The 18,752-nt window shown below is 63.6% G+C and carries 22 protein-coding genes; 5 read left to right on the top strand and 17 right to left on the bottom strand.

Annotated elements, in window-relative coordinates; translation table 11 throughout:
• Nucleotides 1-270 precede the first annotated feature (270 nt).
• Nucleotides 271-669: an Imm10 family immunity protein gene (locus ACZ1HH_RS05300; protein ID WP_472636064.1), complete on the bottom strand. Its 399-nt coding sequence runs from the start codon at nt 667-669 to the stop codon at nt 271-273.
• A gap of 314 nt (nt 670-983) precedes the next feature.
• Between ACZ1HH_RS05300 and ACZ1HH_RS05295 the strand changes: the two genes are divergently transcribed.
• From ACZ1HH_RS05295 to ACZ1HH_RS05280, 4 genes are all read left to right on the top strand, one after another.
• Entirely contained in the window at nt 984-1,283 is a 300-nt protein-coding gene (locus ACZ1HH_RS05295; RefSeq protein WP_011538421.1) for an FtsB family cell division protein, read from the top strand.
• Nucleotides 1,284-1,712: 429 nt separating this feature from the next.
• Nucleotides 1,713-2,726: a pyruvate dehydrogenase (acetyl-transferring) E1 component subunit alpha gene (gene pdhA / locus ACZ1HH_RS05290; protein ID WP_011538419.1), complete on the top strand. Its 1,014-nt coding sequence runs from the start codon at nt 1,713-1,715 to the stop codon at nt 2,724-2,726.
• Between the two features lie 17 nt (nt 2,727-2,743).
• Nucleotides 2,744-4,120 (top strand): pyruvate dehydrogenase complex E1 component subunit beta, encoded by a 1,377-nt coding sequence (locus ACZ1HH_RS05285; protein ID WP_472636063.1) that lies wholly within the window; start codon nt 2,744-2,746, stop codon nt 4,118-4,120.
• Between the two features lie 11 nt (nt 4,121-4,131).
• Nucleotides 4,132-5,472, top strand: coding sequence for a pyruvate dehydrogenase complex dihydrolipoamide acetyltransferase (locus tag ACZ1HH_RS05280; protein WP_472636062.1), 1,341 nt, complete (start codon nt 4,132-4,134; stop codon nt 5,470-5,472).
• A 148-nt stretch (nt 5,473-5,620) separates the two neighbouring features.
• Here ACZ1HH_RS05280 and ACZ1HH_RS05275 read toward each other — a convergent pair whose 3' ends face one another.
• Together ACZ1HH_RS05275 and cysE are read right to left on the bottom strand one after the other, a co-directional pair.
• Nucleotides 5,621-5,920 (bottom strand): DUF1330 domain-containing protein, encoded by a 300-nt coding sequence (locus ACZ1HH_RS05275; RefSeq protein WP_416368284.1) that lies wholly within the window; start codon nt 5,918-5,920, stop codon nt 5,621-5,623.
• Nucleotides 5,921-6,089: 169 nt separating this feature from the next.
• Entirely contained in the window at nt 6,090-6,896 is an 807-nt protein-coding gene (cysE, locus tag ACZ1HH_RS05270) for a serine O-acetyltransferase (protein WP_011538415.1), read from the bottom strand.
• 358 nt (nt 6,897-7,254) lie between these two features.
• Here cysE and ACZ1HH_RS05265 point away from each other — a divergent pair, with 358 nt between their 5' ends.
• The gene (locus tag ACZ1HH_RS05265) at nt 7,255-7,461 is read left to right on the top strand and encodes a cold-shock protein (RefSeq protein ID WP_011538414.1); all 207 of its coding nucleotides are present in this window, start codon (nt 7,255-7,257) and stop codon (nt 7,459-7,461) included.
• A gap of 112 nt (nt 7,462-7,573) precedes the next feature.
• On the opposite strand, the gene ACZ1HH_RS05260 is transcribed toward ACZ1HH_RS05265, so the two are convergent.
• The 14 genes from ACZ1HH_RS05260 to ACZ1HH_RS05195 all read right to left on the bottom strand — a co-directional run bounded on the left by ACZ1HH_RS05260 (nt 7,574) and on the right by ACZ1HH_RS05195 (nt 18,733).
• A complete protein-coding gene (locus ACZ1HH_RS05260; protein ID WP_472636061.1) occupies nt 7,574-7,885 on the bottom strand; it encodes a DUF7742 family protein in 312 nt (103 codons plus the stop codon).
• Entirely contained in the window at nt 7,882-11,802 is a 3,921-nt protein-coding gene (locus ACZ1HH_RS05255) for a baseplate multidomain protein megatron (RefSeq protein ID WP_472636060.1), read from the bottom strand. The genes ACZ1HH_RS05260 and ACZ1HH_RS05255 overlap by 4 nt, the downstream gene beginning before the upstream one ends.
• 12 nt (nt 11,803-11,814) lie before the next feature.
• Nucleotides 11,815-12,252, bottom strand: a complete 438-nt coding sequence (locus ACZ1HH_RS05250) for an NlpC/P60 family protein (protein ID WP_472636059.1) — start codon at nt 12,250-12,252, stop codon at nt 11,815-11,817.
• A complete protein-coding gene (locus ACZ1HH_RS05245; protein ID WP_472636058.1) occupies nt 12,249-13,127 on the bottom strand; it encodes a DUF2163 domain-containing protein in 879 nt (292 codons plus the stop codon). The genes ACZ1HH_RS05250 and ACZ1HH_RS05245 overlap by 4 nt, the downstream gene beginning before the upstream one ends.
• On the bottom strand, nt 13,127-13,759 hold the full coding sequence (locus ACZ1HH_RS05240; RefSeq protein WP_472636057.1) for a phage distal tail protein, Rcc01695 family: 633 nt from the start codon (nt 13,757-13,759) through the stop codon (nt 13,127-13,129). The genes ACZ1HH_RS05245 and ACZ1HH_RS05240 overlap by 1 nt, the downstream gene beginning before the upstream one ends.
• A 13-nt stretch (nt 13,760-13,772) precedes the next feature.
• Nucleotides 13,773-14,432 (bottom strand): phage tail tape measure protein, encoded by a 660-nt coding sequence (locus ACZ1HH_RS05235; RefSeq protein WP_487320414.1) that lies wholly within the window; start codon nt 14,430-14,432, stop codon nt 13,773-13,775.
• Nucleotides 14,433-14,435: 3 nt separating this feature from the next.
• Nucleotides 14,436-14,651: a rcc01693 family protein gene (locus tag ACZ1HH_RS05230; protein WP_472636056.1), complete on the bottom strand. Its 216-nt coding sequence runs from the start codon at nt 14,649-14,651 to the stop codon at nt 14,436-14,438.
• The gene (locus ACZ1HH_RS05225; protein ID WP_472636055.1) at nt 14,648-14,971 is read right to left on the bottom strand and encodes a gene transfer agent family protein; all 324 of its coding nucleotides are present in this window, start codon (nt 14,969-14,971) and stop codon (nt 14,648-14,650) included. The genes ACZ1HH_RS05230 and ACZ1HH_RS05225 overlap by 4 nt, the downstream gene beginning before the upstream one ends.
• 3 nt (nt 14,972-14,974) lie before the next feature.
• Nucleotides 14,975-15,388 (bottom strand): phage major tail protein, TP901-1 family, encoded by a 414-nt coding sequence (locus ACZ1HH_RS05220; protein WP_416368276.1) that lies wholly within the window; start codon nt 15,386-15,388, stop codon nt 14,975-14,977.
• 35 nt (nt 15,389-15,423) lie between these two features.
• Nucleotides 15,424-15,831 carry a DUF3168 domain-containing protein gene (locus tag ACZ1HH_RS05215; protein WP_472636054.1) on the bottom strand — a complete coding sequence of 136 codons (408 nt, stop codon included), beginning with the start codon at nt 15,829-15,831 and terminating at the stop codon, nt 15,424-15,426.
• Nucleotides 15,828-16,166: a head-tail adaptor protein gene (locus ACZ1HH_RS05210; RefSeq protein ID WP_472636053.1), complete on the bottom strand. Its 339-nt coding sequence runs from the start codon at nt 16,164-16,166 to the stop codon at nt 15,828-15,830. The genes ACZ1HH_RS05215 and ACZ1HH_RS05210 overlap by 4 nt, the downstream gene beginning before the upstream one ends.
• Complete coding sequence (locus tag ACZ1HH_RS05205; protein WP_472636052.1) at nt 16,163-16,765, bottom strand: head-tail connector protein; 603 nt, start codon at nt 16,763-16,765, stop codon at nt 16,163-16,165. The genes ACZ1HH_RS05210 and ACZ1HH_RS05205 overlap by 4 nt, the downstream gene beginning before the upstream one ends.
• Before the next feature lie 178 nt (nt 16,766-16,943).
• Nucleotides 16,944-18,140: a phage major capsid protein gene (locus ACZ1HH_RS05200; RefSeq protein WP_472636051.1), complete on the bottom strand. Its 1,197-nt coding sequence runs from the start codon at nt 18,138-18,140 to the stop codon at nt 16,944-16,946.
• A 20-nt stretch (nt 18,141-18,160) separates the two neighbouring features.
• On the bottom strand, nt 18,161-18,733 hold the full coding sequence (locus tag ACZ1HH_RS05195) for an HK97 family phage prohead protease (protein ID WP_472636050.1): 573 nt from the start codon (nt 18,731-18,733) through the stop codon (nt 18,161-18,163).
• Nucleotides 18,734-18,752 lie beyond the last annotated feature (19 nt).

Raw genomic sequence — 18,752 nt, 5'->3', positions numbered from 1 at the left:
GATGTGTTGACCGCACTCTCGCCCTACACGGCTGCATCAAGAGACTTCGGACGAGAAGCCTGTATCAGCCCTGTGCTCGGTGACAAAACCGGACCTCTGTCGTGCGGATTATCGCTGGCGTACTGCAGGTCACAATAGCGTTGCTCGCAATTCGCGTTGAATTTCGGTTTTTCTCAATATGAAAGTGATCCCCAGAGGGCTTCCCGCAAAGGCGCGCCATTCCCCGATTGAGACGCTTCGCCTCAGCGCCTATCAGCCGGTGTCGATGTCTCAATACACTATCGGCGTACTCTCAATGCCTATTTCAGCACGATGGGCCATGCTGACGAGCATCTCGCGTACGTCCGCGCCAAAATGGATACCACCATCAAGCCGAATGCAAAGCGGATCGAAAGTGTGTGGCAGATCTAATTGCTCAGATGCAAAATGAATTATCACAACGTTCAGAAAAACTTCAACTCGAGACACTGCCTTATAGTCGCTATGCGCTTGGTCGTTGATTTCTAAATAGATCCCATCCATGCCCGCCGAGCGATCTTGATCGTCGAATTCATCTGCCATCTGCAGAAGCACATAATCGTTTGTACCGTCACTTGCGGCCCCGAACGCCACCATTTCAAAGTCGGCTTCTTTCGATGCGGATGCAGATTGAAATTGTTGCGAGTACACTGCTACGTGCCAGAATGGTCCTTATTTCACGCCAAGCTAAAGTGTCTCAGCCGCCAGGTAAAGGCATCTAACTCAGTGCACTCCATGGCTTCGCCGAATTGCCTATCAGCCCGTGCCACTGCATCAATCAGTGAAACCTTTGGTTCAAAGTTGTCTTTCAGAAGACATGCGCCTCGCCCACCTGTTCCGCCTATGCGACACGATGCAGTGTTAACCCTTTTGGGGATTCACAGGCGCCGGTGCCTGTGCCATAACCCTCTCAGACGTCGGACAAACCGGCGCAATCGAGCAAGATCTTTACAGGCACCATCAACGTGACGCGAAAATCCACGCCTTCTCTGGGCACCTTGCTGTTCTTTGCCGCAGCGTTCCTTTTGAGCGCCTATTTCACCTTTGCCGCCGTGCAAGGGGATTTTGGCCTGTTCCGGCGGGTGGAGCTGCAGGCCGAGGCCGACGGGCTGGCCAAGGATCTGGAGCGGCTCGAAGTGGAGATCGCGCGGATGGAGAACCTCACCCGGCGCCTGTCGGATGACTATCTCGATCTGGATCTTCTGGATGAACAAGCGCGCTCGGTGCTGGGCATGGCGCGCGCCGATGAGATCATCATCGACTGATCCACGCGGCTTGACGCCCAATCGCCTGTGCCCCCCTTGATATTGACCGCGGTTTGATGCTTGCGCGCTCAGGTCCCGCATAGAGCCACCAGATCTCTCCTCTTTCCCTCCCAGAGCGCCCGCAAGCCTCCCGTTGGGCGGATGTCTCGTCGCGGGGACGTTGCGCAGATCCGCTGCGCGGCGCCCGGGCTTGATTTTATGCGCGCAACCCGCCACCCTGCCGCAGTTGTCACAGCGGTTCCGTCGCACAGCAAGCGGCGCTCGCTGGGACCAGAAGACTGCCAGATGTGGGGCCTGTTTTGGTGCAAAAAACAGCAAATCCAAGCCGGATTTCAACTGCTTCGAGATTATCCCTCGCATGCTGGAGCAAAATACACTATGAGATAGTTTAGTGTTAAACTACCTAAGCTTTAGGGGGAGCAAGCCGTTATGGCCGCAAGAAAAAGCGCTCAGAAATCAAATGTTTCCGCCGAAGAACTGACCAAGTACTACCGCGAAATGCTGTTGATCCGGCGATTCGAGGAAAAGGCGGGTCAGCTCTACGGCATGGGGTTGATTGGCGGTTTCTGCCACCTCTACATCGGTCAGGAAGCCGTTGTGGTCGGCCTTGAGGCCGCCGCAGAAGAAGGCGACAAACGCGTCACCTCATATCGCGACCACGGGCACATGCTCGCCTGCGGCATGGATGCCGGCGGCGTGATGGCCGAACTCACCGGTCGCGAGGGCGGCTACTCCAAGGGCAAGGGCGGCTCCATGCACATGTTCTCGAAGGAGAAGCATTTCTATGGTGGCCACGGCATCGTCGGCGCGCAGGTGCCGCTCGGCGCAGGCCTTGCCTTTTCCGACAAATACAAGGGCAACGACCGCGTGACCTTCACCTATTTTGGCGATGGCGCGGCGAACCAGGGCCAGGTCTACGAGACCTACAACATGGCGCAGCTCTGGGATCTGCCGGTGATTTTTGTCATTGAAAACAACCAATACGCCATGGGCACGAGCGTCCAGCGCTCCACCAAGTCGCCCGCGCTCTGGAAACGCGGCGAGGCCTACGGCATCAAGGGCGAAGAAGTGGACGGCATGAACGTTCTGGCCGTGAAAGAGGCCGGCGAGCGCGCCGTGGCCCACTGCCGCGCGGGCAAGGGTCCCTATATCCTCGAGGTCAAGACTTACCGCTATCGCGGCCACTCCATGTCGGACCCGGCGAAATACCGGACCCGCGAGGAAGTGCAGAAAATGCGCGAGGAACGCGATCCGATCGAACAGGTCCGCGAGATGCTGCTCACCGGCAAGCACGCCTCCGAGGAAGACCTCAAAGCCATCGACAAAGAGATCAAGGATATCGTCAACAAGTCCGCTGATTTCGCCAAAGAGAGCCCCGAGCCCGCGCTCGAGGAGCTTTGGACCGATATTTACGCCGACGATATTCCGCAAAAGAGCGCCTGAGGGGAGAGACTGAGACTATGGCAACTGAAATTCTGATGCCCGCCCTGTCGCCGACCATGGAGGAAGGCACACTGGCCAAATGGCTGGTCAAGGAAGGCGATACCGTGAATTCCGGCGATATTCTTGCCGAGATCGAAACAGACAAGGCCACGATGGAATTCGAGGCCGTCGACGAAGGTATCGTCGGCAAGATCCTCATCGACGAGGGCTCCGAGGGCGTAAAAGTGAACACGCCCATCGCGATCCTTGTTGAAGAAGGGGAAAGCGTCGAGGATGCGGTCTCCTCCGCAGCCGCGCCTGCAGCCGAAGCCCCCGCCGCAGAGGCCGCTGCGCCCGCGCCGGTCGCCGCGGCTGCCGCCACCCCGGCCGCACCCGAGGTGGATGAAAGCCCAGATTATCCCGAAGGCACCGAGATGGTCAGCCAGACCGTCCGCGAAGCCCTGCGCGACGCCATGGCCGAAGAAATGCGCAGCAGCGAAGATGTCTTTGTGATGGGTGAAGAAGTCGCCGAATATGAGGGCGCTTACAAGATCACCCAAGGTCTTCTGGACGAATTCGGCTCCAAACGTGTGATCGACACCCCGATCACCGAACATGGCTTTGCCGGGATCGCCACCGGCGCGGCCTTTGGGGGCCTGCGCCCGGTCGTGGAATTCATGACCTTCAACTTCGCCATGCAGGCGATTGACCACATCATCAACTCTGCCGCCAAGACGCTCTATATGTCCGGTGGTCAGATGGGCGCACCGATGGTGTTCCGTGGCCCCAATGGCGCCGCCGCCCGCGTGGCCGCCCAGCACTCTCAGGACTATGCGGCCTGGTACATGCAGATCCCCGGCCTCAAAGTGGCGATGCCCTACTCCGCTGCCGACGCCAAAGGCCTGCTGAAATCGGCGATCCGCGACCCCAACCCGGTGATTTTCCTCGAGAATGAGATCCTCTACGGCAAATCCTTTGAGGTGCCCAAGCTTGATGACTACACCGTGCCCTTCGGCAAGGCGAAGATCTGGCGCAAGGGCGATGATGTGACCATCGTGTCCTTCGGCATCGGCATGACCTACGCGCTTGAAGCGGCGGACAAGCTGGCCGAGGACGGCATCAACGCCGAGGTCATCGACCTGCGCACCCTGCGCCCGATGGACCTGCCCACCGTGATCAAATCGGTGATGAAGACCAACCGTCTGGTCACCGTCGAGGAAGGCTGGCCGCAGGGCTCCGTTGGCTCCTACATCGCCTCCGAGGTGATGCAACAGGCGTTTGACTATCTCGATGCACCGGTCGCGGTCTGCACCGGCAAGGATGTGCCGATGCCCTATGCCGCCAACCTCGAAAAACACGCGCTGATCACCACCGACGAGGTGATCGAAGCCGTGAAGCAAGTGACCTACCGCTAAGGAGAGCAAGGATGCCCACTGAAATTCTCATGCCCGCCCTCTCTCCCACGATGGAGGAAGGCACGCTGGCGAAATGGCTTGTCAAAGAAGGCGACACCGTCTCCTCTGGCGATCTGATCGCCGAGATCGAGACCGACAAGGCCACGATGGAATTCGAGGCCGTGGACGAAGGTGTCGTTGGCAAGATCCTGATCCCTGAGGGCTCCGAGGGGGTAAAGGTCAACACCCCCATCGCGGTCCTGCTCGAAGATGGCGAAAGCGCTGATGATATCGACACATCGGCGGCAACATCGGAAGCGGCCCCGGCCGCTGACGCGGCTGCCGAGGAGGCGCCTGCCGCCGCCGAGAAAGCCGCCGCTCCGGCTGCGGCAACCCCTGCCCCGGCAGCGCCCGCTGCGGCAGATGGCTCGCGCATCTTTGCCTCGCCGCTGGCGCGTCGCATCGCTGCCGACAAGGGTCTCGACCTGAGCGCCATCAAAGGCTCCGGCCCCCGTGGTCGCATCATCAAGGTGGACGTGGAAAACGCCACCGCCGCGCCCAAGGCCGACGCACAGACCGACGCGCAGGCTGCAGCCGCCCCTGCGGCGAGCGCCTCCCCCGCGCCAGCCGCAGCCCCCTCCGGCCCCTCCGCCGATCAGGTGGCCAAGATGTACGAGGGTCGCAGCTTCGAGGAAGTCAAACTCGACGGGATGCGCAAGACCATCGCCGCGCGTCTCTCTGAGGCCAAGCAGACCATCCCGCATTTCTACCTGCGCCGCGACATCCAGCTCGACGCGCTGTTGAAATTCCGCTCCCAGCTCAACAAGCAGCTGGAGCCGCGGGGCGTCAAACTCTCCGTCAATGACTTCATCATCAAGGCCGTGGCGCTGGCGCTGCAGTCCGTGCCGGACGCCAATGCGGTCTGGGCCGGGGATCGTGTGCTCAAGATGAAAGCCTCCGATGTGGCCGTTGCGGTCGCGATTGAGGGCGGTCTCTTCACGCCGGTCCTGCAGGACGCCGACATGAAGTCGCTGTCGGCCCTGTCGAGCGAAATGAAAGACCTCGCCACCCGTGCGCGCGACCGCAAGCTTGCGCCGCACGAGTATCAGGGCGGCTCCTTCGCGATTTCCAACCTCGGCATGTTCGGCATCGACAATTTCGACGCCATCGTGAACCCGCCGCATGCGGGTATTCTGGCCGTCGGCTCCGGCGTCAAGAAACCCGTGGTGGGCGCCGATGGCGAGCTGACCGTTGCCACCGTCATGAGCGTCACCATGTCCGTGGATCACCGCGTGATCGACGGCGCATTGGGCGCGGACCTCTTGAAGGCCATCGTCGACAATCTGGAAAACCCGATGGTGATGCTGGCCTGATCGGCTGCGACTCACACCGAACGCAGAAGGGCCGGACACAGACGTCCGGCCCTTTTTCTATCTGCTTCTTCGATCTGCCAGGCTCCCCGTCTTGAGCGCTGTGCCAACTGCGCATCCCGCGCCAGCGTACGGCCTTCTCCGGCATGCATCAGGCGTCGGGGAGCTTATCCACCAGGATCGCGTTCAGCGAGGAGCCCGTCCGGCGCAGCTGCGCAAGCGCTTGAAAGGCATCCGAATTCCAGAACGCCTCTGCATGGGCGCGGTCGGGGAACTCCAGAACCACAGCCGCATCCGGCGTCGGATCACTGCCCTCCATGCGCGCCGGGTCTCCCCCTCGGACCAAAAAGCGCCCGCCATGCGCTTCGAGCACCTGCGGCACCTTGGCATAGTATTCCTCCATCCAGTCCCGCGACTGAATCTGCAACTGGCCGATGATATAGGCCGTCATGCGGCTGCCTCCCCGTCTCGCTGTTGATCCCTCAGGAGCCTAGAGCCTGCGTGCGCATTTGCCAAATCCCGCGCGGGACACAAACGCAAAGGGGCCGGACTGGTCCGACCCCTCTGTTCGCATCGACGTGGAAGCGAGCGCGCCAGACGCCGCGGCCCGCGCCGCAGCGCTATTTTCCGGCAAGCACCTGGTTCATGCTGACGGAGGGCTGATCGCAGCCCGCCTCGCCCACGATCTTTGCAGGCACCCCGGCCACGGTCTTGCAGGGCGGCACCTCCTGCAGCACCACGGACCCCGCCGCAATGCGCGAACAGTGACCGATGCGGATGTTGCCCAGCACCTTGGCGCCCGCACCGATCAGCACGCCATCCTCGATCTTGGGGTGACGGTCCTCTTCTTCCTTGCCGGTCCCGCCCAGCGTCACCGAATGCAGCATCGACACATTGTCCCCCACCACGGCGGTTTCCCCGATCACGATGGAATGGGCGTGGTCGATCATGATCCCCTTGCCGATCTTCGCCGCCGGATGGATATCGACGCCAAAGATCTCGGAGATCCGCATCTGGAAGAAATAGGCCAGGTCCCAATCGCCCTGCTGCCACAGCCAATGGCCCACGCGGTAGGCCTGAATGGCCTGATAGCCTTTGAAGTAGAGGATCGGCTGCAAGAGCCGGTGGCAGGCAGGGTCGCGCTCAAAGACGGCCATCAGGTCGGCGCGCGCGGCCTCAACCAGCGCGGGCTCGGCCTCATAAGCGCCATCAACGATCTCGCGCAGGATCACCATCGACATCTCGTTGGAACAGAGCTTGGCCGCAATCCGATAACTCAGCGCCTTGTCGAGCGTCTTGTGGTGGAGAATGCAGGCATGAATCAGCCCACCCATCAGGGGTTGTTCTGCGACGGCTCTTTCCGCTTCTTCGGTGATCCGGCCCCAGACAGGGTCGATTTGCCTCACGGCCTTATGTGTATCCAACATAGGCTTGGTCCTTGCTTTTGCAGCGCTCCCGCGCGATCCGGGCGAAATGTCAGTATCTCGCGACACTCCGGGTTCCTAGCCTAGCTATCTATGTCCTCAATTGCCAAGCGCAATCCCGTGATGTCTCCCATCATCGCTTGAAATGTAACAACGTGGTAAAAACCCTTGTTTTCTTGAGGCAAGTTCTCGCAAACCCAACGTGAAAGCCCCAGAAACCTACTTGTCACGACTCTGATTTAAGGTCAAAAGAGAGGAGCAACCTTATACTTTCGAAGTTCTGTCTACCCGACCGCTTTCGACGTTAAGCTGCCGGGTCGCCGCACGTTGCGGGCGACAAAGACCAAAAGGAACTTTGAAAATGGCTAATGGTACCGTGAAGTGGTTTAACTCCACCAAAGGTTACGGCTTCATCGCGGTTGAAGGCCGCTCCAACGACGTGTTCGTGCACATCTCCGCAGTGGAGCGCTCCGGTCTGACCGGTCTGGCCGACGGCCAGGCGGTGACCTTCGAGATCCAGTCCGGTCGCGACGGCCGCGAATCCGCAACCGATCTGGCTCTGGCCTAAGCATCGGACAAAAGGGGCGCTGCCCGCCTCTTTTGACGGATCGAGATTTGAAACGCCCCGGTCGCAGCGCGCCGGGGCGTTTTTTGTGGCCCGATAGGTTTCACGTCGTCGCTTAGGGTTTGCGGTGCTGAGCGGCCGCAAGCGCCATTTGCAGGCATCCCGCATAGTCCGGCGCGCCGGGAAACGGCTCCGGCGCCAGCGGAAACCGGCGCGCCGCCCGATCCAGCGATCCATCGCCCCAGCGCGGGTGGCAGCGCCCGGTCGCGGCGGCGTAAACCCGTGCCCGCGCCGCCCCCTTCAGGATCTCTTGGCAGAGCGCGCCCCGGCGCTGCGCCGGATGCGCCAGAAGCGCGCGCGCAAGGCTTCGGATGTCCTCCCAGAGCACCGGGCGCAGAACGTCTGGCGCACAAGGCACCGGCCTCATGCCAGCGCCCACTGCGCCACCGCCCCGGCGCCAAACCGGGCCGAGATCTGCGCCACCTCCACCACATCCCCGGCCTGCACGCCGTCACTGGCCTGCTCTGCCGCAGAATAGGTCCATGCGGGCACGGTGACACGCACGTCGCGCAAAATCGTTGCACCAGAGCGCACCCGCACGCGATAGACCTCTGTCTCCTCGCCAAGCGGCACCTCCTCTAGGTCCCAGCTGTCGCCCTCGATCCGGGTGCGCCGGATCCAGTCAAACCCCATGTCGGCGCCAAGGGTCTGCGCTGTCCTCAGATGCACCGGCGCATAGGGGCGCAGGCCGATCCCGTCAAAGGCCGCAGAGAGCCCCACATAAGCGGGATCATCATAGGCGCGCCGCGAGGGGCCAAAGCGATAGTCCCGTGCAATCCGGCGGTCCGAGAGCGCAAGATCCAGTTGCTCGACGGCAGCGTCCAGCAGCACCACATAAGAGCCCGCAGGCCAGACCTCTGGCATCACCGCGTCGCTGCCGTACTGGCCACGCAGACGGCCCCGGATCAGGTAGCGCCCGGGCGCGATCAACTCTGCCTCTGCAAACTGGATGACTTCCCAGGTGTCCGGGCTGCCATCGCCAATCGCCAGCCGGTTGGCCCCGCCCAGCACCGACAGCCCGTCGCGGCTTTCGAGCGTGCCGGCAATCAGCTCCACCTCAAGATCCGCGCCACGATCCCAGCGTCCCATCGGCCCAGCCACAAGATCGGTCTGCGTGATCCCGACGGTCGCACGGGCGGGCAAGAGGTCTTCGAACTGGAAATCCCCGCCCAGATCCGCCCCGTAGAGTGCCACCGCCCCCGGCCAATCGCGGGCCGTGGCGCAGACGTGGGGCGCATGGGCCACCTCATCACCGCGCATCAACGGCAGATCGAGAAACAGCGGCAGCACCGGCGTTGGTGCGGCAAAGGCGGTGTCACGCGGCAGATCCTCGGCCGTTGCGAGCGGCTGGTAGACCACAGGTTCAATGCGCACGGCCTCGAGGATCTGCGCCTCGGCCTGCTCCACCCGGTCCACCCGGTAGCGCGCCGCCCCTTCGCCGTCCTGCCCCGGCAAGCGCACCACGTCCCCCGCCGCAACCTCCAGCGCCATGGAGGGCGGCAGCGCAAAACGCGCAGTGTCGCGCGAAATCCGCGCCTCTGCCAGCCAGCGTTGCACCACCTGCCGCCCCTCGGCACGTGTCAGCGCCATCGGCAGGTCGTTCTGGCTGACCGCATGGGTGGCCTCGTCCGGCAGCACCGCTTCTTCGGCGACGGTGTCATGGCTGCCGCCCCATTCGACGAAGCGCAGGCGCACGCGGCCCATCAGCTCTGCCTCGGGCATGCGGCTTTGTTCCTGATCGCCGTCCATCTCCGGCAGCACCGCCAGTGTCTCGGCTTTGATGTCGCGTGCGCGCAACCCGTCACGCAGACGAAAGATCAGCGTGCCATCCCGCTCGATGGCGTCAAACCCGTGGCGCAGCATCAGGGGCTGCAAGGCACTGCGCGCCTCTGCCACGTCATAGACCGCATAGCCGCGCACAATGCCCCAGAGCTGGCTTGCGTCGATTTCCGTCACGCCCGCCTCTTGGCAGATCTCCTCCACCACAGAGGCCAGCGTGCGCTGCCCCGCCCGCCCGTTGAGCCAGTGCCCGCGCGCGTAATTTTCACCATCGTCCCAGACCTCCACCCGGTTGGGAAAGGCCGGAAAGGGCCGCGCGTCCCAGGCCCAGACGTAGGCGTGGCTCAGGTCCACCATGGTACCGCCATAGGTGCTGGAGGTCGGGTTATGCGCCGCCTCCTGCCAATAGGTCAGCTGCGCACGCAGATATTGCTGCTGGATCAGATCGTCACGCAAGCCATTGGAGGCACGCGGCAATTGCGATTCAGAGCTTTTCGGGTCGAGGAATTTGTTCGGCTCATTGGTTCCCTTGTCGATGGCCGCACAGCCCAGTTCTGTGAACCAGATCGGTTTGGATTGCGGCACCCAATCGGTCGCGGTCTCGGACCGCACCCCGCCAATCCGGTCGTGATGCGGCAGCGACCACCAGCTGCGGATGTCCTTGTTGCGGTAGATCCACGGCTCATCATAGGCGCCATCGGTGATCGGCGTGCGGATCTGCGCCGCCTCGGCCTCGGGGGAATGGTAATACCAGTCGTAGCCCTCGCCGCCCTCGATATTGGCCTTGAGATAGCCGAGATCATAGATCGCGGGCCACTCCTGCGCGTCGAGGTGATCCTCACCCTCGCGCCAGTCGCTGAGCGGCATGTAATTGTCGATGCCGATAAAATCGATCTGCGGGTCGGACCACAGCGGATCGAGGTGAAACAGATGGTCGCCCTCCGGCGTCTGATAGCCGAAATACTCCGACCAATCCGCCGCATAGCCCAGTTTGACCTCCGCCCCCAAAAGCGCGCGCACCTCACCCAACAGATCCTTCAGCCCCTGCACAAATGGAAAGCCGCCCGCGCCCCGGATCTGCGTCAACCCGCGCAATTCCGAGCCGATGCAGAACGCCTCCACGCCGCCAGCCGCCGCGCAAAGCGCTGCGTAATGCAGGATAAATCGGCGAAAGCTCCACTCATTGGGGCCGTGATAGCTCACCTGCCCGCCCGAGATGGTGAAATCGCTGGCCGAGGCCGTGCCGAGAAAGCTCGCGACCTCGGTATCCGCAAGCGCAGTGCCATCCGGGCTGCCGGAACGTCCCGGTGCGGTCGAGAGCGTGATCCGCCCCCGCCAGGGCAACACCGGCTGGCTCTCGGCGTTGCTATAGGGATCAGGGAGGGTATTGCCCGCCTGCTGCTCCATCAGGATGAAGGGGTAAAACATCACCCGCTTGCCTTGGGCGTTCAGATGCTGGATGCCCTGCACCACCGCCTGATCCGCCGGCGTGCCGCCATAAACGGCGGTGCCTGCGTCGTTGATGACCTCGTCCGCGCTGACCCGGGTGAGCCCCGCCACCTGCCACGGCATCGACCCATCCGCCAGTTTTTGCTCCACCTTGGGCGCAAGGGTGCAGTCACCACAGCGCAGATCATCGCCAAACCAGCACACCACCATGGATACCGCCTCGGCCAGCGGCAGCTCCTCAGAGAGTGCATCGATCGAGGCCACAAGGTCGGTCTCGCCCGAGATCTGGTTGATATTGGCCGCGGTCTGCGCGCCCGGCCCCTGCTGCATATAGACCGGCTGGCTGGCGAGGCTGTATTCACCGGTGCCGGGAATGAGCGCCACGCCGGGCACGATCTGCGCCAGATCCTGTTCATAAGCCTCGCCCGAGGGTTGCTCGGCGCGCAGCACCTCGAATGAGAACTGCGGTACCCGGTTGCCGAACCGCTCCAGATCGAGGTTTTCAAAGACCACATAGGCGGTGCCGCGATAGGCCGGCACCTGACCCGCGCCCTCGACCGCCTCCATCAGGGGGTCGGGCTGCTGATCCGGCGTGCCGCGATACACGGTCATGTTAAGGTCGCGCGGTGCGACCTCTTCGCCATCGGCCCAGACCCGCGCCACGCGTGTGATCTCGCCCGCGCAGATCGCCACCGCCATCGACAGGCTATAGGAATAGCTGGTGGTGCTGTGCGAGGGCGTGGTGCCCTTGCCACCAGAGGAGGTGGTGGTGGCGGTCTCGACAAACTCTGTCGCCCAGATCACCTGCCCGCCCAGACGCATCCGGCCGAAGGCCTGCGCCATCGGCTCGCCATCGCTGCCGGAGGTTATGCGAAAGCGGTCGACCTTACCGGTTTCCACCGCCGCACTGCCACTGCCCAGGAGGCGCTCGTCAATGACGCGGCCGAGGCTAGCGCCCACCGCACGGCCAATGATCGCCGTCGAGAGCCCCGCCACGGAGCCGCCGATTGCCCCGCCCACGGCGGAGCCTGCCGCTGCCAGAACCAGTGTCGCCATGAAATGTCCTCCTCAGAGATCGTTGGGGTCGGGAAAGGCAAAGCGCGCCACGATGCGCCGTTGCCACGCGGGCGTCAGCGCACTCTCGACAACGCCATGACCGCTGTAGGCATGGATAAAGCGCGCGCTGTCGCTCTGGAGGCCAAGGTGTTTGGCCACCGCCCCTGCGCGCATGCGAAACAGGATGACCTGCCCGGGCATGGGGTCTTGGGCGGGTTGCATGTGCCGCAGTGCTGCCCGCCACAGGCGTTCCTCGCTGCCACGTTCGGCCCAGTCGCGGGTATAGGGCGGCACGGGTTCGGGTTCGCTGCCATAAAGGCTGCGCCAGAGGCCCCGGATCAGCCCGAGACAATCGCAGCCCGCCCCCCGCGTGGCCCCCTGATGGCGATAGGGCGTGCCCAGCCAGTGCCGCGCGAGGGCCACCGCCTCTGTGTTGATGTCGCGGCTCATCTGCGGCTGCCACCGGTGTTCTGGCCGGTGCGCTTGGGGACTGCCACCATCCAGTCCTCGCCGGGAATGTCGGGAAAGCCCTGATAATTCACCAGATTGTCGAACTTCAGCCGACAGGTGCTCTGCCGTTTGTCGCAGCCTGCGCTCAGACGCACCAAGTCGCCCGGCTGAATATCGGCGCGGATCGGCTGCCAGAGGGTGATCTCGCGGCGCGCGTTCAGACTGTCCGACCGGATCGGGGCCCAGAGACCTTCGCCCGCACCCCCCAGAACCGTAAGCCGCCCGCCAGTGAACCACCCCGGCGCAAATCCATCGAGGCTCGCCCACGCGAACAACTGCCCATCGCGTGATGTTTCAACATCAATTTCAACAGCATAGCCCGCCGTACTCAGGTCGAATTTGCACGCCGCATCGCCCAGAACCGCGCTGCACGGCTTTTGGAACACCCGCCCAAGCGGCTGGTTCAACCCTTCGGTCAGGCCACGCAATTCGGCCTCAAAGGCGCCGCCTGCGCGGCGGATCTCGCCGAGGGAGCCGCGAAACTGCAGGGCGCGCTCAGTTGTGTCCGCCCAGTTCACCAACCACGCGCGCACCTCGGCCCCGTCATAGCGCCCGGATTCAATATCCGCCTCGCGCACCGCATCGGAGCTGAGTGCGCCGAGTGCTTCGCTGTTGTCGACCGCAAGCCCGGTGCTCTGCATCAGGCTGCGCGCGCTGAGGCCGGTGCCAGCGCGAAAGGTCACGCCCTCAAAGCTCAGATCCCGGTCGTGATCGGTGAACCCCAGCGTCACGCCATCCGTGCGACGGACTTCCCAGGCGCGGCACACCGTGGTGGCCCCGGATTTGAGATGCGTGTTCAAGCCTTCGCGATCCATTACACCCGCACCTCCACCACTGGCACATTCGGAGCCTCGCCCGCCTGAAACGACGCCACCGAGGTCTGGATGCGATCCGTGTCAAAGCGCACTGGCACGTCAAACTCAAAGCCCGCGCGGATTTCACGTCCGATTTCAGGCACATAGGCCAGCGTCACCTGACCTGTCGTGAGGTCGAGGTCATAGTCCACGCCCTCCACCAGCGCCTCATTGTCGATCCCAAGGCGCACCGTTCCGGCGACGGGTTTGCTGATCGGACGCAGGTATTCATGCGGGCCGGAGCGGTAGCGTTTGGCAAGCTGGAACACACGCCTGTCGCCATCGCCGGTGGCAATCAGCTGATCCCCGAACGTCACATCCTGACCCGGCAGTGACGACGCATAATCGGTCCAGTCCTTCCATCGAAACCCATGGAGCTGGCCCTGACGGGCCTCAAAGAACGCTATCAGCGCGGCAATATCCTCAAGGCTGCGCAGGCCCAGCCCAGCATCAAAACGCCGCCGCGCATGCGCCCAGGGGGTGTTGCGTTCCTCGTGGCCATTGGCCAGCGTCACCACATCCGTGCGCCGCTCCGGCCCGCCAACAGAGCCAAAGGAGAGCGTTTCGGGAAAACGAACTTCGTGAAAACTCATGGGCTTAGCCTCCCTAGCGATTGCGGTTTCCGCGTGCGAGCATGCGGCTCATCTGGGCTGCGATCTGCCCACGGGAGCGCTGGAACCCGGCCACGTCGGGGGTTGTGACATGCATCACCACGGTCGGAGATGTGCCGCCGCCTTGCGTCTTGACACCAAGGCTGCCGTCATGGCCGCGCGCCAATGGCAGGATCGCCTCCGGCCCCGCTTCGCCCATCAGGCCAAGCCCGCCGCGCATCGGGAAATGCGTCGGCGAGGACACCACGCCACCGCGTGCAAAGGGCGTCACCTTTCCCTGACTGAAGGCCGCACCATCGGCAAAGGGCAGGATGCCGCCCACAAGCGCGCCGATCCCGTCGCTCACCAGCCCGCCGAGATGATCCGTCACCGGGCGCATGGCGGAGTTGAAGGTGGTGTTGATCATCGTCTTGGCGAGGCCGGTGAGCGCATCGCTCAGGCTGTCGCCATCCACCACCAGATCCTTCATTGCGCGGCGCAGCCCCCGGCTGAGGCCGGTTTCAAAATCCGCCGCATCCGCCTGCGTGGCGGCAAAGGCCGCGCGCACCCGGTCCATCTCGGCGGTGAACTGCGCCGCCATCCCGGCGGCATCGCCAAGGCTGTCCTCCAGCGGCCCCGTCTGGGATTCAAAGTCGGAATCTGTTGTGTTTGCCATGGGTCACTCCGGTTGATTCACGTCGTTGATATGATCCGGGAACTGCGTCAGCAGATGGCTCAGGCGGTCGCGGTCCATGGGCGGCGCGCTGGCCTCAAGGTTCAGCATCAGCCGCAGCTCTGCCGGGGTCAGTTGCCAGAACTCACGCGGGGTCAGCCGCAGCCCCAGCATCCCGGCGCGCATCAGGGCGGGCCAGTCCAGCATCGCCGCACGGCTCATGCGTCCTCCGCTGGAAGCGCGAAACTCAGCGCCAGCAACTGCGCCGCGACCCTGGTGGCCTGCATCACGCCCCCCTCGATCTCGGCCTGCGCCAGATCTGCGCGGCTGATCTCAGACCCGCCCCCGCGCAGCCCTGCCGCCAAGAGCGCCAGCATATCGCGCGAGGAAAATCTCTCGCTTTCAAAGCGTTGCACCAGGGAAATAAGGTCACCCTCGCCCAGCTCCGCCTCCAGTTCCGCCAGCGCACCCAGTGTCAGCTTCAGCAACTGCGGCTGGCCGTTGAGCACCAGCGTCACTTCGCCTCTGTAGGGGTTTGCCATGGCTCAGGCCGCCGTAAAGGTCAGCGCTCCGGCAGAGGCCAGCGACAGCTCATAGGTGGCCTCGCCATTGTGGCTCCCGGCGTATTCAAGTGCTGTGACCTGAAATGGCCCTTCAACTGTGCCAAAATCCGGGATCACCACCTGAAACGCCGGGGTCTCGCCATCAAAGAACAGCTGCCGCGCGCGCTCATCAGTATCCGCATCGCGAAACACGCCAGAGCCCGAGAGGTTTGCCGAGCGCACACCCGCACCGCCCAACAGCTCGCGCCAACCGCCCGTGCTGTCGAGGCTGGTCACATCAACGCTCTCGGCGTTGAAACTGATACGGGTGGCGCGCAGGCCTGCGATGGTGGTGAAACTGCCGGTGCCGGTCATATCCACCTTGATCAGGAGATCCTTGCCGTTTTGAGCACTCATGAGAGGGGTCCTTATTCTAATGCGTTGAAATCATGTCAGGAGTCTTCGAGACGCGCGGAAAACCGCAGCGCGATGGAGCGATCCCCGTTGCTCAGGCGTTTGGCTGTGGCGCGGTCAAACCACAGCCCCACCAGACGCCCGCGCGTTAGGGTCAGCGGCGCATCCACCAGCGCATCCGATACCGCCGCCGCCGCGCGTTTGGCGGCGCTGAACCCGGCTGCATTGGCCACCACGGTCACGGTAAAGCGATGCAGCGCGCCGCCCCCTGTGACATCGGATCGGTCCCGCACGCTCTCCGCGCCGAGGGTCACATAAAGCCCGGGCAAACTGCCGGAGGGCAGCATGTCATAGATCGCAGTGCCCACCTCGGCGGCCAGCGCCGCGTCGGCCATAAGGTGTTGATATACCGCGGTTTGCAGGCTGTGAGACAGCGCATAGGTCATGTGGCCAGCTCCTCGGTTGCAAAACATTGAAGGTACCGCCCCTGCGGGTCATGCTCGGCCACCGCATCGATCTTGTAGATGCGACTGCCCTCGCGAAACCGCTGGTCCGGCCGGGGCCGCGCAGATGAGCCCTGAGGGGCGGCGCGCAGGATGATCCGATAGCGCTGGAGCGACAGTGAAGTGCCGCCGCGCCCCGTTTCGCGCCCCGTGAGCGCATCAACCTCGGCCCAGTGCTGGCCCACAACGACCCAAGTCACCTCAAACCCTCCGGCGCCGTCACTGGTCGCTTGCGGATCTTCGAGGTGCAACAGGCGGTTCAGACGTGGCGCGCTCATGATTGCACCCCGCTCCGGGCCAGGCTCAGGCGCGGCATCCGGTGGCGGTCCAACAGGCTCGCCACCCCAAAGGGCATGCAGCCTGCATGCAAGGAGGTGTCATCGCGATACTCGTAGTAATGCGCCGCCAGCAGCATCACCGCCTGCGCCAGATCCGCCGGGATCGCATCCCATGTCGCCGCCATCCCGGCGGTGAAACGGATCACCGCGCCACCCTGCGTGGGCAGCATCGGCCAGAGGCCCGCTACCGGAGTGAGGCGCGGCGCATGGGCGTCGGGGGCCAGCGCATAGGCCGCCGCGGGCACTTCGGTCTCCGCGCCGGTCTGGTCCACCAGTGCCACCTGCGTGACGCTGGAAACCGGCGCCACCGGCAGCTCCACCACGCGGGGCCAGGCATTGAGGCGCCACACATAGTCGCGCTGCACCAGCGCCTTGTTGATCCGCGCTTCAATGGCCGCAAGGCTGGCGCGCAAGAAGGCCAGAAGCACCGCGTCCTGCAGCGTTTCCTCGCCAAATCCCGTGCACAGACGCAGATGCGCCTTGAAGGCCGCGAGCGGTAGGGCGCTGTCCGGCAGCGGGGTCAGTTCGTGCAAAATCATCGGCAATCTCCGCTGGAAATCTCGCTCCGCGCACAGGGTCTGCTGTGCCTCCCTTAGGGGGCGGGTGCGCGCCGGGTCTGCCGCTCGGACGGAGGGGAGCAGCTGGACGACAAACCCATATGGACGCGCACCCACCGACGGAGCCGGGCTGCCGGCCCCGTCATTCGGGCTGGAAGCCTCAGCTCAGCCCGAATTTCATCAGCTTGATCGCGGCAAAATCGCTCACGTCTCCGCCCACGCGCTTGGTGGCGTAGAACAGCACATGCGGTTTTGCAGAGAAGGGATCGCGCAGAACGCGCAGATCGGGACGCTCGGCGATGGTGTAGCCGGCGGCAAAATCCCCAAAGGCAATCGAGAGACTATCCGAGGCCACATCCGGCATATCCTCGGCCACCAGCACCGGATAGCCCATCAGCCGCGCAGGTTCGCCCGCCTGAAGCCCGTCGGACCACAGGAAACGACCATCGGCGTCCTTGAGTTTGCGGATCAGACCCGCCGTATTGGAGTTCATCACAAAGCTCGCCCCAGCGCGGTAGCGCGCATCCAGCGCATAGACCAGATCCACGATCGCATCCGCCGAGCCAATGCCGCCATCGCTGCCGGTGGCCACATAGCCGATGTTCCCCCAGCTCCAGCTGTCATTGTCCACCGTGGGGTGGGTCAGGATGCCGGTGGGTTTGTCGATGCCATCCCCCGAGATAAAACTCTGCGCCTCGGCACGGGCGAATTTGTCGGCGATCCGGCCCGCAAGCCAGCCTTCGATGTCAAAGGCGCTGTCATCCAGCAGCCGTTGCGACGCCTTGGGCAAGGCCGAAAGCTCGTGCAGCGGGATCACGATACGGTCAATGGACGGCGTGCCGGTCTCTGTGACCGAGCCGGTCTCGGTGGCCCAGCCCGCGCCCACGTCGGAATGGTCGATCAGCACGTCAAAGGAGGTCGCCTCCACATTGACCACCGAGGCCACCGAACGGATCGAGGCGGTGGAGTGCAGCACCGATTTCACCACATCCGCCGTCTGCGGATCGACCAGGAAACCGCCATCGGAATTCACTGCCGAAGACATGGCCTTGCCCTCCAGGTCGAGGCCGCGAAAGCCCTCCTCGTCGCCGTGGCGCAGATAGGCTTGCATCGCCTTTTGATGCGGCGCGCCATCGACCTCGGCTGCTGCGAGATGCGGCCGCGCCGCGGTTTGGGTTTTACGATCCAACATGGTCATACGCTCTTCCGTCTGTTTGAGTTTTTGGGTCACGTCGTCTTGGAACCCCTTGAAATGCTGCACGAATTGCGAAACAGCCTGTTTCACTTCCGTGGCCACATTCTGCGGCGGGGTCGCCGCATCCTCGGGCGCGCGGCCCGTGAAAGGATGGTCTGTCATCTCTGATCCTCTTTCGGGGGTTAGGGATTTGTGGCGGCCCGCAGCGCTTCGGCGAGCGCGCGCAGCCCTGCCTCGGGGGCGTCGGATTTTGCGGCCTCTGCCGCGCGGCGGGCCGTGCGGGACACCCGCGCGGAGGGCAGCATCGGAAACGTCACCAGAGACACCTCCCAGAGGGCGAGGTCCTCAAGCCGGCGATGGCCTTCCTTGTCGCGGGTGGCCTTGAGGGTGCGATAGCCGATCGACAGCCCCTCGATGGCGCCCGCGCGCACGAGGGCGGCGGCCTCCGCGCCTTTCTGGGTTTCCGTCAGGATACGGCCTTTGACGCGCAGGCCGGTCTCGTCCTCAAGGATTTCGTCCCAGACGCCGATGGGGTGGCTTGGGTCATGCTGCCAGAGCATCTTGACCTTGCTGCCGCGCGCCTGATGCGCCGCCAGCGAGGCCGCATAAGCGCCACGCGTGACGATATCCTTGCCTTGATCGGCCACGCCAAAGAGGCTTGCGTAGCCTTCGATCACCTCGCCCTCAGTCAGGGTCAGCGCCTCACCAAAACGGGCAAATTTGGTCTCAAGCTCGGGGGTATGCTCTGTCAGCATATCGCTCTACCTTTCTGAA

The sequence above is a fragment of the Epibacterium sp. HA2-3 genome, assembly GCF_055693725.2.
Note: the sequence above shows the minus strand (reverse complement) of the source record. Positions and strands in the feature narration are given on the sequence as shown.

Coding starts and splice junctions, on each gene's coding strand:
- pdhA (WP_011538419.1), top strand. CDS start 1,713: ATGGCCGCAAGAAAAAGCGCTCAGAAATCAAATGTTTCCGCCGAAGAA.
- ACZ1HH_RS05285 (WP_472636063.1), top strand. CDS start 2,744: ATGGCAACTGAAATTCTGATGCCCGCCCTGTCGCCGACCATGGAGGAA.
- ACZ1HH_RS05280 (WP_472636062.1), top strand. CDS start 4,132: ATGCCCACTGAAATTCTCATGCCCGCCCTCTCTCCCACGATGGAGGAA.
- ACZ1HH_RS05275 (WP_416368284.1), bottom strand. CDS start 5,920: ATGACGGCCTATATCATCGGCCAGTTGCAGATTCAGTCGCGGGACTGG.
- cysE (WP_011538415.1), bottom strand. CDS start 6,896: ATGTTGGATACACATAAGGCCGTGAGGCAAATCGACCCTGTCTGGGGC.
- ACZ1HH_RS05265 (WP_011538414.1), top strand. CDS start 7,255: ATGGCTAATGGTACCGTGAAGTGGTTTAACTCCACCAAAGGTTACGGC.
- ACZ1HH_RS05260 (WP_472636061.1), bottom strand. CDS start 7,885: ATGAGGCCGGTGCCTTGTGCGCCAGACGTTCTGCGCCCGGTGCTCTGG.
- ACZ1HH_RS05255 (WP_472636060.1), bottom strand. CDS start 11,802: ATGGCGACACTGGTTCTGGCAGCGGCAGGCTCCGCCGTGGGCGGGGCA.
- ACZ1HH_RS05250 (WP_472636059.1), bottom strand. CDS start 12,252: ATGAGCCGCGACATCAACACAGAGGCGGTGGCCCTCGCGCGGCACTGG.
- ACZ1HH_RS05245 (WP_472636058.1), bottom strand. CDS start 13,127: ATGGATCGCGAAGGCTTGAACACGCATCTCAAATCCGGGGCCACCACG.
- ACZ1HH_RS05240 (WP_472636057.1), bottom strand. CDS start 13,759: ATGAGTTTTCACGAAGTTCGTTTTCCCGAAACGCTCTCCTTTGGCTCT.
- ACZ1HH_RS05235 (WP_487320414.1), bottom strand. CDS start 14,432: ATGGCAAACACAACAGATTCCGACTTTGAATCCCAGACGGGGCCGCTG.
- ACZ1HH_RS05230 (WP_472636056.1), bottom strand. CDS start 14,651: ATGAGCCGTGCGGCGATGCTGGACTGGCCCGCCCTGATGCGCGCCGGG.
- ACZ1HH_RS05225 (WP_472636055.1), bottom strand. CDS start 14,971: ATGGCAAACCCCTACAGAGGCGAAGTGACGCTGGTGCTCAACGGCCAG.
- ACZ1HH_RS05220 (WP_416368276.1), bottom strand. CDS start 15,388: ATGAGTGCTCAAAACGGCAAGGATCTCCTGATCAAGGTGGATATGACC.
- ACZ1HH_RS05215 (WP_472636054.1), bottom strand. CDS start 15,831: ATGACCTATGCGCTGTCTCACAGCCTGCAAACCGCGGTATATCAACAC.
- ACZ1HH_RS05210 (WP_472636053.1), bottom strand. CDS start 16,166: ATGAGCGCGCCACGTCTGAACCGCCTGTTGCACCTCGAAGATCCGCAA.
- ACZ1HH_RS05205 (WP_472636052.1), bottom strand. CDS start 16,765: ATGATTTTGCACGAACTGACCCCGCTGCCGGACAGCGCCCTACCGCTC.
- ACZ1HH_RS05200 (WP_472636051.1), bottom strand. CDS start 18,140: ATGACAGACCATCCTTTCACGGGCCGCGCGCCCGAGGATGCGGCGACC.
- ACZ1HH_RS05195 (WP_472636050.1), bottom strand. CDS start 18,733: ATGCTGACAGAGCATACCCCCGAGCTTGAGACCAAATTTGCCCGTTTT.